Here is a 17,092-nt window from a genome sequence, read left to right as displayed (position 1 = left end):
TATTGTTAAGTTCAACTGACAAGGTCCGGCCTTGTCAAGAAAATAATGTTAGATAAGGATGGTGCCGGTGTCAACTAGATGACTGAGGTTAGTGGTATTGATATCTACCGCTGTTAAGGTAATGTCAAAACTGCCGATGCTGAGGGTGCTGTCTTGTCCGCTTTTGCTGAGGGTGATGGCACCGAGTTTGGCATTTTCATCTAGGTGTTTAAGGGCGTAGGAAATATTAAGGGTGTCGTTGAAAAGGTCAAAATTGGTGATGGTGGCGTCTTTGAGGGGACTGTATTGGTTGGTGGGGGTGAGGCCGTTCCAGTTGAAGTGTTCGGTGAGTTTGTCGCTGGCGGTGTAGGTGGTGATGGCGTCCATGTCTTGGTGGTGGGTGGTTTTAACTTTGATGATGTGGGTGGTGCCTTGGGCGTAGTAGAGGGAGGCGTCACTCCAATTACCTTTTGAACTAACAAAATCTAATATTCCATCGCCATTAATATCGCCTAATGCAGGGGATCCTGACCTAATAATAGGGTATTTTGGGTCAGTGTCTTTATCAAGTGTATGGTTAAAAAAATTATCATCGCCTTGTTGGCGGGCAAAAACTGGGGTGTTAATTGTGCCGATATTTTTATAATAACTGATGGCGTCGCCATTATTCTCGTTATAGTCACTGCCAGATGTTAGGTCTAAATCGCCATCGCCATCTAAATCTTTAAAGTTTAGTTGGACATTTTTGCCTAAATCTAGTCCTGTTAGTGTATGGTCGGTTTTTATTGTGTAAGTGCCGTTATTATTTTCATAATAGGAGAGGATGCCGTCGTCAAAATTGGAGGTTACTAGGTCGATATCGCCATCATTGTCTAAATCTACTAAGGCGTGCATTGTGTTGTTGCCTAAAATAGTATTTGCGAAAGGGTTTTGGTTGCCTTCTATTTTTACGAATGTGCCATTATTATTTTTGTAATAGTGGTTATTTGTTAGGAGGTCCAAATCGCCATCTTGGTCCATGTCGGCGAAGGTGTGGGTGAGGTTGTTGCTGGTGTTTTTGAAGGGGTTGTTGTCTTGGGGGACGGGGGTGAAAGCGATTGGGTCGCCGGGGGTGGCGGTGTTTTTGTAGTAGAGAACGCCAGAAGAGTAGGTGTCGGGGCGGTTGGCGTTGTAGGCGAGTTCAGGAATGGTGTCGTTGTCTAGGTCGATTAAATTGATGGAGGTGAGGGTGGTAGAAAGATGGCCTCCGATGAAGCTGAAGGGGTTGTCGGCGCCGGTTTTGCGTTCGAAGGCATCGCTGTTCTTTAATAGAGCTAATTCTGTGGTGAGGTTGTTGATTGCTACGCCTGCGGCATTGGTTACGCCTGTTAAATGGGTGTTGTTGACGATGAAATCGCCGATGATTAGGTGGTCGCCTTTAACGACGGTGTAGTCGAAACTGAGTTTGGTTTTATCGGTACTACTGTCAAAAGCGGTTTTGTTGATGTTGAAGCGTTTGTTGGCGACGGTGATGTAGGCACTGGTGTCGGCTACTTGGACGGCTTCGCTGACGGTTAGGGTGAGGGTCATTGTGTCGCCGATGGAGAAGTATTCTTGTCCTGTGGGTGGGGTGTTGAAGACCCAGTTGTTGGTGTTAGCACTGGTGTCAGTGTTGATAGTAGGTGGGTTTTGGTCGATGACTTTGTAGTTGACTGAGGTGCTGGGTTGGCTGGGCTTATTGCCGGCGGCATCGTGCCAATCGGTGCCAATGGTGAGGGTGTTTATGCTGTCTGTAATGCCTGTATCGGGGGTGAGGATTGCTGTCCAGACGAAGGGACCTAAACCTGTGTTTTGCCTAAATCCACTGAGACTGGCATTTTCAGCGGTGATGTCATCTATTGTAAAGTCTAGGACTTTTTCTTTAAAATGGAATTCGACTAGGGTGGTGTCGCCTGTGGCGAGGGAGGTGTCGTGGATTTTAATGAGGGGGGCTTCGGGGGGTGTGGTATCGATGATGGGGTGTTGGATGTTGTGATAATAATAGGTTTTATATTCTGTGGTAACGACTAAATCCATTTTGCCGTCAAAATCAACATCTACAAAATTGGGGGTGCCTTCTTTAAAGTTATTGAATGGGTTGTTTTCTGGTGTTTGCCATTTCCATATGTTGTTGATGTTTTTATAATAATGCCAGCCAGAACTGCTGCCGATTAGCAGGTCTAAATCACCGTCTGCATCGACATCAGCGAAGGCGGGGGCACTGATAGTGCCGACATCCATGGTGAAGGGGTTGTTTTCGCCTGTTTGTTGGGTGAATACACCTTGGTGATTGGTGAAGTAATGTAGGCCTCCTTCGGTGTCGCCTATAATGGCATCTGGATCGCCATCTGCATCAATGTCAGCGAAGGTGGGGGTGGCAACTCCTGTGATGTTGATTTTGGATAGTGAGTGTGCGTTCTGGAGAGTATAACTGCCATTTTGATTTTCAAAGTATTTTAATACATTGGTATGATGGCTAAATACATATTTTTCCTCAATATAATCATAATGTGCCTTTAGCTGAGCCACAAACATATCTAAATCGCCATCGCCATCAACATCAGCAAAAGAGGCTGAATTTAGTGAACCGCCACTCTTCTGATCAGTGCTAGCGGAATCCCATTGATGAAGAGGTGTGCCCACCCCTTCTTTAAACTGCAAGCCGTCGGCAGAACCTTGGAAAAAATAAAAAGCGAGGGCTGTCGAAGTGGAGGCATACCCATGTGTTGAAATAACATCCATATAACCATCAGCATTAATATCTGCATAAAATTGTTGTATTGCTTTGCCATCAGTTGTAGGTGTATCATTATTAAGTGTAAGTGACGCAGATAATTTAAACAAGCCCTGCCCTCCTAATCCTAACTGCACCTGATCTGGCATTGTCGCTATATCAATAGCATTATCCGAAGCATCCGTAACACCTGTTAAAAAGACCTGCTCTTTATCAACAACAAAGTCAGACAAACCTAAAGTGTCTCCCGCTTTCACGGTATAAGTAAAGGTCAAAACAGTTTTATCCGTTGCACCGTCAAAAGCTGCTTTATCAACCTCAAAACGCTTACCGCTAATAATCAAATAAGCTTGCTCGTTGTCAACCTTGATATTACCCGTTAGCGTTAAGGTAATGGTAATAGTATCGCCTTGGGCAAACGCTTCTTGTCCGATAGGAGGTTTATTACTCTCCCAGTTTTGTGGTTTGATGCGGTTGGTATCGGTGAAGACTTGATAATTGCCTAAGGTTAGACTGGCGGCGGGTGTGTTGCCGTTTAGGTCGTGCCAGTTGGTATTTACAGTAATGCGGTTGTTGTCTTTGTTGATGTCGTCAGTTGGGGTCAAGGTGGCAATATAAGAAAATGGCTGGGTGCTGTGGCGATTAGGATTGAGTTTTAACTGTCCTAATGTAGCGTTGTCAGCACTGAATGTAGCGTTGTCAGCACTGAGATTACTCAGGCTAAAACCTTTCACAGCTTCACTAAAATTAAATATCACTTGGGTGCTTTCACCCTTGAGTAGTGTGGTGTTTTTAATCAGAAGGGTTACCCTAGGCGCTATGGTATCAATCACTTCTGAGTGCTGGCGTTGGTAGTATTGTAAGCCGTTTTGATCGCCTATGATTAAATCTAAGGTGCCGTTGCTGTCTATGTCGGCAAAGGTTGGTTTGGCGTTATTACTAACGGCAATATCGGCAATTGGGTTATTGCTACCAGTTTGCACAGTGAACACACCGATGGTGTTTTGGTAATAGTGCAGTTTGCCATTTGAATCGCCTATTACAAGGTCTAAGTCGCCGTCTTGGTCGATGTCAACAAAAGTTGGGCTGGCGTTAGCGTGAGTAATGTTTTGGAAAGGGTTGTTGATGGCACTGACTTTGGTAAAGGTATTTTTGGTGTTTTGGTAATAGGTTAGTTTGCCTGTAGTGTTGCCGATGATGAGGTCTAGGTAGCCGTCTTGGTTGATGTCGGCGAAGGTTGGGGTGGCGTTTGCGCCGATGCTGATGTGGCTGAATGGGTTGAAGTTTGAGGCAACGAGGTTGAAACTTTGTTGGGTGTTTTTGTAGAAATAGAGTTTGCCATCGCCGGCACCAACAATAAGGTCTAGGTCGCCGTCTTGGTCAATATCAGCAAAGGTTGGGGTGGCGTTGGTATGTTGAATGTTTTGGAAGGGGTTATTTAGGGTTATTTTGGTAAAACTGTTGGTGCCGCTGTTGTTTTTATTTTGGTAATACGACAATGTGCCTGTGGCATTGCCGATAATGAGGTCTAGGTCGCCGTCTTGGTCAATATCAGCGAAGGTTGGGGTGGCGTTGTTAGTGGTGTTGATGCTGTCAAAAGGATGGGTGCTAGGTTGATAAAAAATGGCAGATGAGTAGAGGCTTGTTTCTGCTAAAGTGGATAGATCAAGTGTGTTTCCTGCTAGGTCGGTAACTCCGTTGAGGGTGATTTTATCGGCACTAATAACGGCTTGTTGCCGTGCCATGGTTTCATTGGCTTGGACTTGATGGGTAAAGACAAGTTGTTTGTTGCTAGTGGCACTGGATTTGAATGTGTCAAGGGTAAATACTTTGTCGTCCATTATGAGTTGAGAACCAGTGGTATTGCCAAATTTTAAAGATTCGTCTGTGGTAAGACTGAGTTCAATGAGATCACCTAATATAAAGGCATTTTGTCCCGTTGGCGGGGTGTTAATATGCCACCAACTATTGGCAATGGGTAATGGCGGTGTTTCATCTATGGTGATTAATAGCACATTACTGTCTTTACTGACATTGCCTGATTGGTCTTGCATAAATGCGATGATGCCGACTTCTGTGCCATCACCGCCTAAGATTGCTTTATTAACCTCAATCAGGCACTTGCCATTGTCAATATCAGCTTGTGTAATAATATAAGGATTGCCCAGTGTTTTTGAGCTGGTTTTAAGCTGAATTTTGTCATCTTTTTTGGCATCTGGTTGTAAGGCAATTTCTATGTTAATGGTGGATTCTGTTGCATTAAGGTATTGGTCTTCACCTTGTTTGACAGCTAAGATAGGCGAAGATTGATGCTCAGAGGTTACAGATACTTGGATAGGTGCTGCGGGCGTATTGCCGGCGATATCTGTCCAGCCTGTGGTAATGAAAAAACTGATATGGATAGAATCTATGTTTTTTGTTGCTGTGTAGGTGGCGGTATAACGACTAAGATTGGTGCTATCAATGCTTAAATTAGTGAGGTTGCCATTGGCTGTGGTGATGTCATTAAGGTTAAAACTGCTTGTTGCCAGTGCTTCACTAAAATCAAAGGTAACGGTTGCGGTGTCGCCATTTCTCAAAAAATTGGTGTTGTTCATGCTAATGGCAATGGTGGGTCTTTCTAAATCTGTTGTTTGTACGGATTGTGCGCTAGTGCTGAGATTCCCTGCACTGTCTTTTGCTGCACCAGTAGCAACGCTAACGGTTATGTCATTTGCTGAGCCTGTTTGAGTAACGATTAGGGTGTAGCGTGTGTCACTCACTTTGGTGAACAAGCCTTTCTTGCCGTTGCTTACGCTAATATCAGTTTCGTCAAAGTTTATAACTGCTTCACTAAAGCTAAAGGTATAGGTGATATTGGCATTAATGCCAGCGTCTCCTGTTATATTATTGCTAATAATGAGTGTTGGTAGCGTAGTGTCAACCATATGCTCAGCATTATCGGCTACAGCAGCGTGTGTTATTACTGCTGTGTTGCCTGCAGTATCTGTAAGCGTACCACCATTTAAATTGAGCGCATTTGCAACAATTGCTAATCCATTAGCATCAGTATCACCAGTTGCAACGGTATATGTAAATATCAATTTATCTGAACCTGAACCCGATGCATAAGTTGCATATTTGCCAGATAATAGTGCAATTCTTGGGCTGTCAGTTACGGTTGTATTCTCACTCATGGTAACCGTTATTTCAACAGTATCACCTGCTTTGTAAGTCTTATCGGCACCTGGGTTACTAGTAAATACTACGCTACTAACTGTTGGGGCAGTGAAGTCGTAAGTTACTGCTTTGCTGGTTTTAGTAACCTCTGTGCTGCCGTCTTTTAAGTCAATTTTAGCGATATAAGTTTTGCCATCTGCTAAATCTGGCATATTGGCAGCTGTAATAGACCAAGATTTAGCAACACCGCTTACTGTTGCAGGCTGGGTAATATTTGATTTAGCAATGGTAAAGGCAGCAGTTGATGAAGTTACACCATTTGTTACCTCGTAAAATCTAATTTCTTCAATCGTTGGGGTTATAGTTGCACTGGTAACAACACCTGAGAGTAAGTCTGTTCCTTTCTCTGTGTTATTAATGTAGTTATCATCGGCACCTATCCAAGCGATTGTGATAGAAAGTGCTTTGGTTTCAAATGCCCATTGGTTAGTGTCCTTAGTAATACCTAATGCACTATTGCCTGCCATGTCAGTTATCATCCCTAGGTTCATTTCTAGATAATAATTGCCTGCGGTAAGTTTGTTGTTAGTTAAACCTAAATTTGCGATATTGATGGTCAGTTTGTCGTTAGTAATACTAAATTTATTTGTATCACTAGCGATATTAATGGTTGCTACTGTTACATCGCTACTATTCTTGATGAGAATACTGCCCGTACCTGCTTTAATATTTTCACTAAAGTCAAGCACTAAATCTGAGGTTTCCTCTAAGATAACGCTGGCTTGTGTTGTTAGAGTTGGCGCTTGTCCATCTACAGAAGAAGGTTGTTGATTGTAGTAGTATTTAAGGGTGCCATCATCCTTACCCACCACCAAATCTAGGTCGCCATCGCCGTCAATATCGGCTAGGACTGGTACGGAATTAAGCCCCACATCAATGCCATCAAAAGGATTGCTATCTCCAGTTTTTGCTTCATAAGTAGGGTTAGAAGTAGTGCCTGTGTTTTGATAGTATTTAAGGGTGCCATAATACTCACCCACCACCAAATCTAGGTCGCCATCACCGTCAATATCGGCTAGGGTTGGTTTGGAAAAATCCCCCACATCAATGCCATTAAAAGGATTGTCATCTCCAGTTTTTACTTCATAAGCAGGGTTAGAAGTAGTGCCTGTATTTTGATAGTATTTAAGGGTGCCATTAGCCTCACCCACTACCAGATCTAGATCACCATCACCATCAATATCAGCTAGGGTTGGTGCGGAATAATTTCCCACATTAATGCCATTAAAAGGATTGTCATCTCCAGTTTTTACTTCATAAGCAGGGTTAGAAGTAGTACCTGTATTTTGATAGTATTTAAGGGTGCTATTCTCCTCACCCATCACCAAATCTAGGTCGCCATCGCCGTCAATATCAGCTAGGGTTGGTGCGGAATAATTTCCCACATCAATGCCATTAAAAGGATTGCTATCTCCAGTTTTTACTTCATAAGCAGGGTTAGAAGTAGTGCCTGTATTTTGATAGTATTTAAGAGCGCCATAATTCTCACCTACTACCAAATCTAGATCACCATCGCCATCAATATCGGCTAGGATTGGCGTAGCAAAATCCCCCACATTAATGCCCTCAAAAGGATTATTACCCAAACCCGTTTTTTCAATATACTCAAACTTAGCCAACACTACTCTATCAGCGGTAAATACTGGTGCATTACCTGCGACATCTGTTATATTATTTAGCGTAATATCGCTTGCTGGATTGTCAATATCAAAGTCTGTAGCGGCAATGTTATCCCCAGCTTGAGCACTATATTTAAACACCAGTTTCTTATCACCTGCAGTTGTAGAGGCGGTTTTATCCAAAACAAAGTCTTTGCCTGCAATGACCACTTTAGAGCCTGTAGTGCTATTAAGTTTCAAGGTCTCACTCATTGTCAGTGTTAGGCTGATAACATCCCCTACCTTAAAAGCAGATTGTCCTGCTGGAATATCGCTTAAAGTCCATGGATTGGTCGTGATTGGGGTTGGGTTAATGGTGTCATAAGTTACTGCTGTGCTAGTGATAGTTGTTGAATTGGTGCCATCACTAAGCGTTACTGCAGCCGTGTAGGTTTTTCCATCGGCTAATTCAGATGGCATAGCAGAATGTGCGAGTGTCCAGGTGCCGTCAGCTGCAACAGCTGGTAATCCTGAAGTTATTGCTGTGCCTACTGTATTACTACCTTCAAAAAACTCAATCTTAGTAATAGATAAGGTACCTGCTCCCGCTACTGTGCCTGAGAGTGTGGTTGCATCTTTCTCGTTATTATTAATGTAGTTATCATCGGCACCTATCCAAGCGATTGTGGTAAAAAGTGCTTTGGTTGCAAATGCCCAAGTGGTGTCAGCACCTAAATTAGTGATACCTGCAAAGACATTGCCTGCCATATCGGTGATTACGCCAGATGCCATTTTGATGTAATAAGTGCCTTCAGTTAAATCAGCAGTAGGATTAATAGTAAGTTTATCGTTAGCAATGCTAATTTTACTATTGTCAATAGCAATGGTTTCTACAATGGTATTGTCGCTGGCTTTATGAATGACAATATTGCCTGTGCCGGCTTTGATGTTTTCACTAAAGTCAATTACTAGGTTAGAGTCTTCACCCAAGATAACGCTCATTGCTTGTGCGGTGAGAGTAGCAGTAGTAGTATCCACAGTAATCGCCAAAGCATCAGAAACCAAACTTTCATTACCCGCAACATCTGTTGCTCTTGCGGTAATGCTGTGTGGGGTTGTGCTTTGGGTTAAACTGATATCAATAGAGAATGTGCCATTAGCCTTTACTGTTTCAGAGCCTATGGCTGTTGTGTTGGTACCATTGTATAATCTTATAGTAGCACCGACTTCTGCACTGCCTGTGATGGTGAGGTTTGAGGTTTTATTAGTTAGGTTGTCACTATTACTTGTGCCTGAATCGTCCTCTGTGGCTAAATCTAAACTTATGGGTTTGCTGGGTACAACGGTATCAACTTTATGACTATTACTAGCGTATTCTGTGCCAATACTTCCTCCAATTGCCGCATCTTTTGCCACACCAACAAATAAGTCAGTTGTTGAGTTATCTGTCACTCTGACTACTAACGAATAAACACTACCACTGCCACTGAAAGCACCTTTTGTTCCACCTGTCACTTCAATATCAGTTTTATCAAAACCAGTAACATCATCTTTAAAAGTAAAAGTATAGGTAATATCTGTGCCTACCTTTGCCTTGTTAATGATGCTTGTTTCTGCTAAATCATCAGTAATACTTAAACCAATCCCCAAACCTGGAGTTGACTCACTACCGTCAATATCAGTGGATATAATTCTCTTAAAAGCACCTGCTTCTGATAGCCCATCATCGCCTGTTATATCAATCTTAACAAAACCATCTGCAAAATAAACCCTATCGCCATTAGAGGCTGTGAAGGAGACTTCTTCTTGGTAATCGGTATCGCCAATAGTAACCGTTCTTTTGAAGGTGTAGGTAATGCCATCTAGTGTTTGTTCGTAGTTGTTAAAAGTGCCGGTTAAATAAACAACATCGTTACCACCTGTTGAGGTGAGTCCTGTTGCATCAACTTTGGTGCCTTGGGCAACATAGACTGTGTCATTGCCACTATTGCCAGATATCTTAAATACTGAGCCTTTGACACCAGGGGTAATGTGCTCACCGTTGTTATCAGAAATAAATACTTTAGTAGCACCACCTTTGTCAATGGCGGGTTGACTGGTTAAAGGGTCGGTGGGTGTGCTTGAACTGGAGTCAATATCAGTGGATTTAATTTTCTGAAAAACGCCTGCATTTGATAGCCCATCATTGCCTGCTATATCAATCTTAAAAAAACCATTTGCAAAATAAACCTTGTCGCCATTAGAGGCTGTGAAGGAGACTTCTTCTTGGTATTCAGTATCGTTAATAGTAACCGTTCTTTTGAAGGTGTAGGTATTGCCATCTAGTGTTTGTTCGTAGTTGTTAAAAGTGCCGGTTAAATAAATTGAATCATTGCCACCTGTTGAAGTAAGCCCTGTTGCATCGACTTTGGTGCCTTGTCCTACATAGACGGCATCGTCTCCACTATTGCCAGATACTTTTAATGCTTGTCCGTGAGATTCAAGTCCGGTGATATCGGAATACCAGTTGACGAAGAAGCCGTTGGTGTTGCTGATGAAGTATTTTGTTTGTCCTGGCATGGGGTTGTCCTGTTGGTTGTGATGTGATGTAATGTTTAATGATACCTAAAAAAATGGGGAGGTAACCAAAAAAAAGATGTAATAATTGCTAAAAATTAACTGACAAGGTTCGACCTTGTCAAGGTAATTTTTCCACTCAATGGCTTTGCAGTGATTTTTTATAAAATTAGTGGATTTTAGAATGGGCAAAAAAATACCGACTAAAAAGTCGGTATTTTTTATGACTTACTAGATTACATTACCCGTGCAACACCGCTCCATGTCCTTCACTTTTAAGGAGTGCGTCCGAATACACTTCTTTATAATTAGCTTCTTCATAAGCAACCCCTGTTCCGAGATTATTTTCTATAACCCCAGCAGTGCCCTCTATTCTTTTACCACTAAAAGTATTATCATTTATCTCGGACCAGTTATATTGATCATATAAATCGTCAGTATAATCAGCAACAGTAGAAGGAGTTGCAATGTCTCCATTATAGTGATCTAGATAGATAACATCATTAATATCAGTATCACCCATAAGAGCAACATGTCCAGCATACTGTGTATAGGTATTTGGTGCCATAGAAACAGCGACTGCAATATCTTTGTCGGGTCCTGCTGCAATCTCTAGAGGGTTTTGATATATAGCACCTTGATGCGCACTAACCCACCAATTACTGTCAGCCAACATATCTGTGCCTGCAACTTGTATCTTTGATTGTGTACTCCGATTATTATCGATGTCCGGATTATAATCTTTCGGCGTTACTGTGTCAAATGACATGCTGATGGCTGCAGACTCTTGATTGCTAGCAGTGCCAGTAAAAGCACCTACACCAATGCTGATTGTATAATGTGTGGCAAAGTCAAAATCAAACTCAGGATTAATTGTAACAATTGACTTATCACCAACATTTGTGATTGTAACCATATTTGAATCAACTGCAATAGTTTGATTATTTTGGGTCGTATCACTTTTCCAACCATGTCCATCAACACCATTTGTGCTATCGCCATCAGAATCGTTAGTATCCGTTAGTACAATGTTAAAATTTGAATTAGCAGTAACTATTTCACTAAAAGTTAAGACAATTGGGGAGCGCACATCAATGTTTTGCGCTTCATTAATTGTCGAACTAGCGACTGGCTTCTCTACCACAGATATTGATACAGTTTGCTCTGTCTTATTACCTGCGACATCTGTAGCAGTGATGGTGATTTGGTCTGCTGTGGTAGATTCAACGGTTGGTTTTTCTTTGTAAGTTACAACACCTGTATCTGTATCAAAATTAAATTTAGCCATATCTGTGCCACTGATTGCATAAGTAACACTAGAATCACCACCATTAACTTCGGCATCATAAACGGCAATATCTTGACCAGCAACACCCGTACCTGTGTTACCACTGCTAAATACTGGTGGCGTAGTGTCAATCATATGGTCGGCATTATCGGCTACAGCAGCGTGTGTTATTACTGCTGTGTTGCCTGCAGTATCTGTAAGCGTACCACCATTTAAATTGAGCGCATTTGCAACAATTGCTAATCCATTAGCATCAGTATCACCAGTTGCAACGGTATATGTAAATATCAATTTGTTGGAACCTGAGCCTGATGCATAAGTTGCATATTTGCCAGATAGCAATGCAATTCTTGGATCGCCAGCTACAATTGTATCCTCACTCATAGTAACCGTTATTTCAATAGTATCGCCCGCTTTGTAAGTTTTATCTGTGCCTGCATCGCTGGTAAATACTACGCTGCTAACTATTGGGGCAGTGAAGTCGTAAGTTACTGCTTTGCTGGTTTGAGTAACTTCTGTGCTGCCGTCTTTTAAGTCAATTTTAGCGACATAAGTTTTGCCATCTACTAAATTTGGCATGTTGGCAGCTGTAATAGACCAAGATTTAGCAACGCCACTTACTGTTGTAGGTTGGGTAATATTTGTTTTATCAATGGTAAAGGCAGCAGTTGATGAGGCTACACTATTTGTTACCTCGTAAAATCTAATTTCTTCAATCGTTGGGGTTGGAGTTGCACTGGCAACAACGCCTGTCAACTGATCTTCTGCTTTTTCAGCATTATTAATAGTATTATCTAAATCCATTGCACCTTTCCAGTTAACACTGGTAGATAAATTTTTAGCGTGGATTGTAACTGTTTGTGTTGCTGTATTACCTGCTGTGTCAGTTGCGGTAATGATAACCTCGTGGTCGGCTTCTGCTGTTTGCGTTGATTTATAGGTTAACTGACCTGCGGCGGCTGCAGCAGCATCTTTGAACTCAAACAAAGCTGCGTTAGCGCCACCTGTGATTGAGTAAGTGATGTTTGCATCAGCTGCACCACCATTGTCAGTCGCACTAGCATCATAAACAACAGTAGTATTAGCAGCTTTAGTAGCGGCATTAGAACTTGCTGTATTGCTACTAAATGCTGGATCTGTAGTATCAACAGTAACTGACAAGGCAGTAGAGGTTGGTGCACTTACATTGCCTGCAGCATCGGTTGCTTTAGCAGTGATACCTGTTGAGCCTGCTGTCAAAGTAACCTCTTTGTTAAATACACCACTGCTATTTGCAGTCGTTGTGCCTAATGAAGTGCTACCATTGAACAATTCTACAGTCGCACCTGCTTCTGCTTTACCGGTAATGGTTACAATGGTTTTGTTGGTGATATTATCATCGTCGCTAGAACCTGTATCATCTGAGGTTGCTAGGGCTAAATTAGAGGGTGCATCTGGGGCTTGGGTGTCGACAGTAATCGTATTGGTAGTGGCAGCTGGACTATCAAGATTTGCGGCGTTGCCAGCAATGTCGGTGATGGTGCCTGTGTTTTTGAGTGTCAGTTTGTTGGTGTCAGCGGTAATGCCACCTGCATCGTCTGTCTCATTATTAACAATTATGTAAGCAAATTTTAATGTATCTGTGCCTGAACCTGATACATAGGTTGCTACTCTTGCATTGGCACCTACCATGATTTCATAGGTTGGTTTGTCTGTATCCTCATTGGCAGTAACTATAACTACTTCGCTCATGATAATGCTAACAATTACTTTGTCACCTGCCATAAGTGTGTCTGTTTTGGCTACATCTGCACTGTTGGTAGCACTGATAACCACGCTTTCTACGGTTGAGTCTCTGGTATCTAAGGTGTAAAAATGTTGAGCAACAGCACCAATTTTGTCAGTTTTAACGCTAGTAGCGGTTGCATCTGCACCTGTAATAGCAAGTTGAATTCTGCTGCTACCTTCATTTAAAGTGGCGTCAAAACTAACGGTTGTGCCTTTGGCTGTTGTATGCTCTGTATCTTTCCAAGTTGCACCATCATCTACGGAATACCAAAGTTTTTGACCAGTAGTTAGATCGGCATCTAAGGTAGCAGTGATAGTTTGGTCTGCTTCATTAGTAATGAAGTCAGCGTCTGTTTTTCCATTATCATCAGAAATATCAATACTTTTTATAGCAACTACATTTGCCTTTAAATTATCAGCAAAGTCGCCTATACTGTCTTGAGAAGCGACTGCATACTCTTTATATTCTTCTAATTTAGCAACGGCTATTTTGTATGCTTCTTCAGCAGTAGCAAGGGTTGCTTTAGCAGCGGCAAGGGTTGTATTTAGTGTTGCTAAAGCATCGGCATCAGTGCCGTCATCAGCGTCAACTGCAGTTTGTGCGGCTGTTACTGCGTCTTGTGCAGCTGTTACTGCAGCTGCTTTAGTGGCAACATCAGTAGTAATAGTGACTACTTCAGCAGCCATTTTAGTGTTAACAACAGTTAAACCAGTAACTAGCTTACCAGCAGTAGTGGAATCTAGTGCGCCTTTGTCTTTAATGTCAGCAGAGATTTCAGCAATAGCAGCTACAAAACCACCTGCATATCCAGAAAGTGCGCCAGCCATATAACCTGCTTTTTTTGAACCTGACTCATCACCTTGACTGTTAATCGTGTCAATTTTTGTGGTGAGAATGTTGCTGTCTAATCCAAGGGCTTCTTGAGTTAGTTTGTTGGCATTATCAATGACTGTTTTGTCAACAGCGGTATCAGGGTTGCCACCAGCAACTTTATAGGCAATCGTGGTTTGGACATTGATATTAATCGTCGTTGTGCCTGAACCAATCACGGCAACGGCAAATAAAGGAGTGCCTACTTCTTTATTAATATCTGTTGCTTCATCTTTATGCATAACAGTGTCAGCGAGTTTGACATATACAGGACCTGTGTAATTAGCATTTTCGCCTGTGAAGGTGATTGTATAACTACCGTCATCCTTAAGCGAGCCAGTGCCTAATTCATCGCCAGAGCCGTCTGCTTTCATTACTGTAACGGCATCATCGCCACCTGATACATATTTACCTGCTGAGAAAAAGCCAGTAATGGTTGTGCCGATATCACCAGCAGCACCGCCGCCACCAAGTGCAACTGCACCAGCAAGCAAGCCAAGTGTTGCCATGCTAGTAGAACTTAATGAGCTAGCGGCTTCTGAGAAACTTTCAGATGTTACGCTAGAATTGCTAGAGATGAAAGTTTCATCGCCGTAGAAATATACTAACTGTGTGCCATCTTCTAAGGTAACGAAAGTGTCAACAACATGATATAAACCATTTTCAGCAGGGAGAGAAACTAGGCAAGATAAATCTGTAGAACAAATTGTAAAATAATCATCGAATATAACAACACTGTCTTCTAAAGTTACTTCTAAGTCATCACCGACTTTTTTGGCAATCACATCAAAATTTTCTTTACCGTCTTTAACGCTTAATTCATAAGCAATGCCTGACTTAGCTTGAATATGTTGCTCACCTTTATCGGCAATAATAACTTCTTTACTTAAAGTTTCAGCAACTTTCATTGCTTTAATTTGCATTGCCTTTAGTTGTGCGGCTGTTTTAACTGTTTTGATTGTTGTGTTTTTCATTATTCTCTCCTGATATTATAATTTTGAATGAATTGTAATTGTAAAGTGTCCATTATATTCTAAATATAAGCAAAAGATTGGGAATTTTTAAAAAAAAATAAATTACACATGGAGACCTTTGCATAAATAGGGATGATTAGCAAAATGACAGATTTTATTAAATTGGAAATTTTTTAAATCCACTCCTAGCAGGGCTAAGGGTGTTTTTAAAAAGTTTGTAATTTGATGAAAGATGGCGTTTTGATGATTATTCATATTTATGCAAAGGTCTCACATGGTTAAGAAGCTTTAAATAAAATATTTGGTTTAGGAAGAGCAACTAATCTCAAGCTCTTGCGCCCAATCTGGCGCTATATTTGTATAAGTTTTAAAATCTGAGTGTTCGTCAAAAGGATTGGCGAGTAAATTAAATAATGTGTCAATCTCACTATAATCTTTTTCATTTTGGGCTTTACGAATGGCAACTTCTGCCAAGTAATTACGCAGGATAAATTTAGGATTTACTCGGTTCATTAACTCGGAACGCTTTGGGTTTTTGTCTTGTTGAATACGAGATTGGTAGGTTTTTAACCATGTTTTATAGTGTTTGTCATCTGCTAATCTAGCTAAATTAGATAGATTGCGAATGCTATTAGTGTAGTCTTTTTTATGTTGGTGTAATAGACTTAGGAAATTGCCAATCAGTTGATTGTCTTGTTCATCTTTTGTTAGTAAGCCGAATTTTTGACGCATCAAGGTTGAATAATAATGCACTAGGTGAGGTTGGTAATCTGCCAGTGCGGTTTTGGCTTGTTTGCCAGTGATTAAACTACTGAGTGCGTCTGCCAAACGCGATAAATTCCACAGTCCTATCCCTGGTTGCTGGTCAAAAGCATAGCGCCCTTCGTGATCGGAGTGGTTGCAGATAAAATGTGGGTCGTAGGTTTCTAAAAATCCAAATGGACCGTAATCAATGGTTAAACCGAGGATTGACATATTGTCGGTATTCATCACTCCATGGGCAAAACCTTGTGCTTGCCAGCCGGCAATCATTTTGGCGGTGCGTTTCACGACGATAGCGAGAAAATCCACATATTTATCATCGCCTTGGCATTCAGGATAATGCCGTTCAATGACAAAATCGGCCAGTTTTTTGACGGCGTCTTTTTGCCCACGGGAGGCGAACAATTCAAAATGACCAAAACGAATATGGCTGGGTGCAGTGCGCATGACAATTGCCCCTGTTTCAATGTTTTCTCGATAAACTTCGGTCTCACTGCCTACTAAAGTTAATGCCTCAGTAGTTGCAATATTTAACCCTCGCATTGCAATTGAACACAGGTATTCGCGAATAGAGGAACGCAACACTGCCCGCCCGTCTGCCCCTCGTGAGTATGGGGTTTGCCCTGCACCTTTTAATGAAAATTCGTATCCGTTTGTTTGCCCAATTAAACAACTGCGGCCATCGCCTAATTGCGGGGTAAAGTAACCGAATTGATGTCCTGCATAAATACTGGCAATGGGCTGGGTGTCTTGAAATTTTTGTTCGCCTGATGCGACTTTTAGCAAGGCGTTACCCTCTAAATCCAAACCAATCTTACTGTAAAGCGATTGATTTTTATGGATTAAAAAAGTATCTTTTAGGGGTTGTGTTTCAATGGGTTTGAAAAATTCCTCACCCAATGTTGCAAAATCTAACAAGTGTTAGATGTTGTTTAACATACCCAAAAGTGTGTCTTTTAAAGACAAGCGTTCTTTCTTCAAAGTGTTTAAATACTCATCAGAAGTTGGGGTGATTTCTTGCTCGATACGCACGATTGCTTTATCAACGCCTTCGTATTCGAATGCTAAGCGTCTAAAATGTGCGTTGCTCATTTTAAGAGTGTGAATGGCGTCTTTTTTGTCTGGAAATTCATTGATTAATGGATGGTGGTTTTGCATATTTTTCTCCTTGGTTGTGAGACCTTTGCATCAATACGAATAATCATCAAAATGCTCTCTTTCATCAAATTGAAAATTGTTTAAAACACTTTTAGCTCTGCTAAAAGTAAATTTAAAAAATTCTAATTTAATAAAATCTGTCATTCTGCTAATCATCCCTATTTATAC

5 protein-coding genes are annotated in these 17,092 nt (G+C 41.5%); all 5 read right to left on the bottom strand.

Annotation, left to right across the window (positions count from 1 at the left end; translation table 11 throughout):
- Positions 1-48: 48 nt before the first annotated feature.
- Positions 49-10,107: an FG-GAP-like repeat-containing protein gene (locus tag AB8525_RS09535; protein WP_369177602.1), complete on the bottom strand. Its 10,059-nt coding sequence runs from the start codon at positions 10,105-10,107 to the stop codon at positions 49-51.
- 238 nt (positions 10,108-10,345) lie between these two features.
- Entirely contained in the window at positions 10,346-15,004 is a 4,659-nt protein-coding gene (locus AB8525_RS09530; protein ID WP_369177600.1) for a beta strand repeat-containing protein, read from the bottom strand.
- A gap of 102 nt (positions 15,005-15,106) precedes the next feature.
- Positions 15,107-15,259 carry a hypothetical protein gene (locus AB8525_RS09525; RefSeq protein WP_369177598.1) on the bottom strand — a complete coding sequence of 51 codons (153 nt, stop codon included), beginning with the start codon at positions 15,257-15,259 and terminating at the stop codon, positions 15,107-15,109.
- Between the two features lie 51 nt (positions 15,260-15,310).
- Positions 15,311-16,684, bottom strand: a complete 1,374-nt coding sequence (locus AB8525_RS09520; RefSeq protein WP_369177596.1) for a YdiU family protein — start codon at positions 16,682-16,684, stop codon at positions 15,311-15,313.
- Between the two features lie 3 nt (positions 16,685-16,687).
- A complete protein-coding gene (locus tag AB8525_RS09515; protein WP_369177594.1) occupies positions 16,688-16,924 on the bottom strand; it encodes a YdcH family protein in 237 nt (78 codons plus the stop codon).
- Positions 16,925-17,092: the final 168 nt, after the last annotated feature.

It is taken from the genome of Candidatus Thiodubiliella endoseptemdiera, assembly GCF_964212635.1.
GTDB lineage: Bacteria > Pseudomonadota > Gammaproteobacteria > PS1 > Pseudothioglobaceae > Thiodubiliella > Thiodubiliella endoseptemdiera.
Note: the sequence above shows the minus strand (reverse complement) of the source record. Positions and strands in the feature narration are given on the sequence as shown.

Coding starts and splice junctions, on each gene's coding strand:
- AB8525_RS09535 (WP_369177602.1), bottom strand. CDS start 10,107: ATGCCAGGACAAACAAAATACTTCATCAGCAACACCAACGGCTTCTTC.
- AB8525_RS09530 (WP_369177600.1), bottom strand. CDS start 15,004: ATGAAAAACACAACAATCAAAACAGTTAAAACAGCCGCACAACTAAAG.
- AB8525_RS09525 (WP_369177598.1), bottom strand. CDS start 15,259: ATGAATAATCATCAAAACGCCATCTTTCATCAAATTACAAACTTTTTA.
- AB8525_RS09515 (WP_369177594.1), bottom strand. CDS start 16,924: ATGCAAAACCACCATCCATTAATCAATGAATTTCCAGACAAAAAAGAC.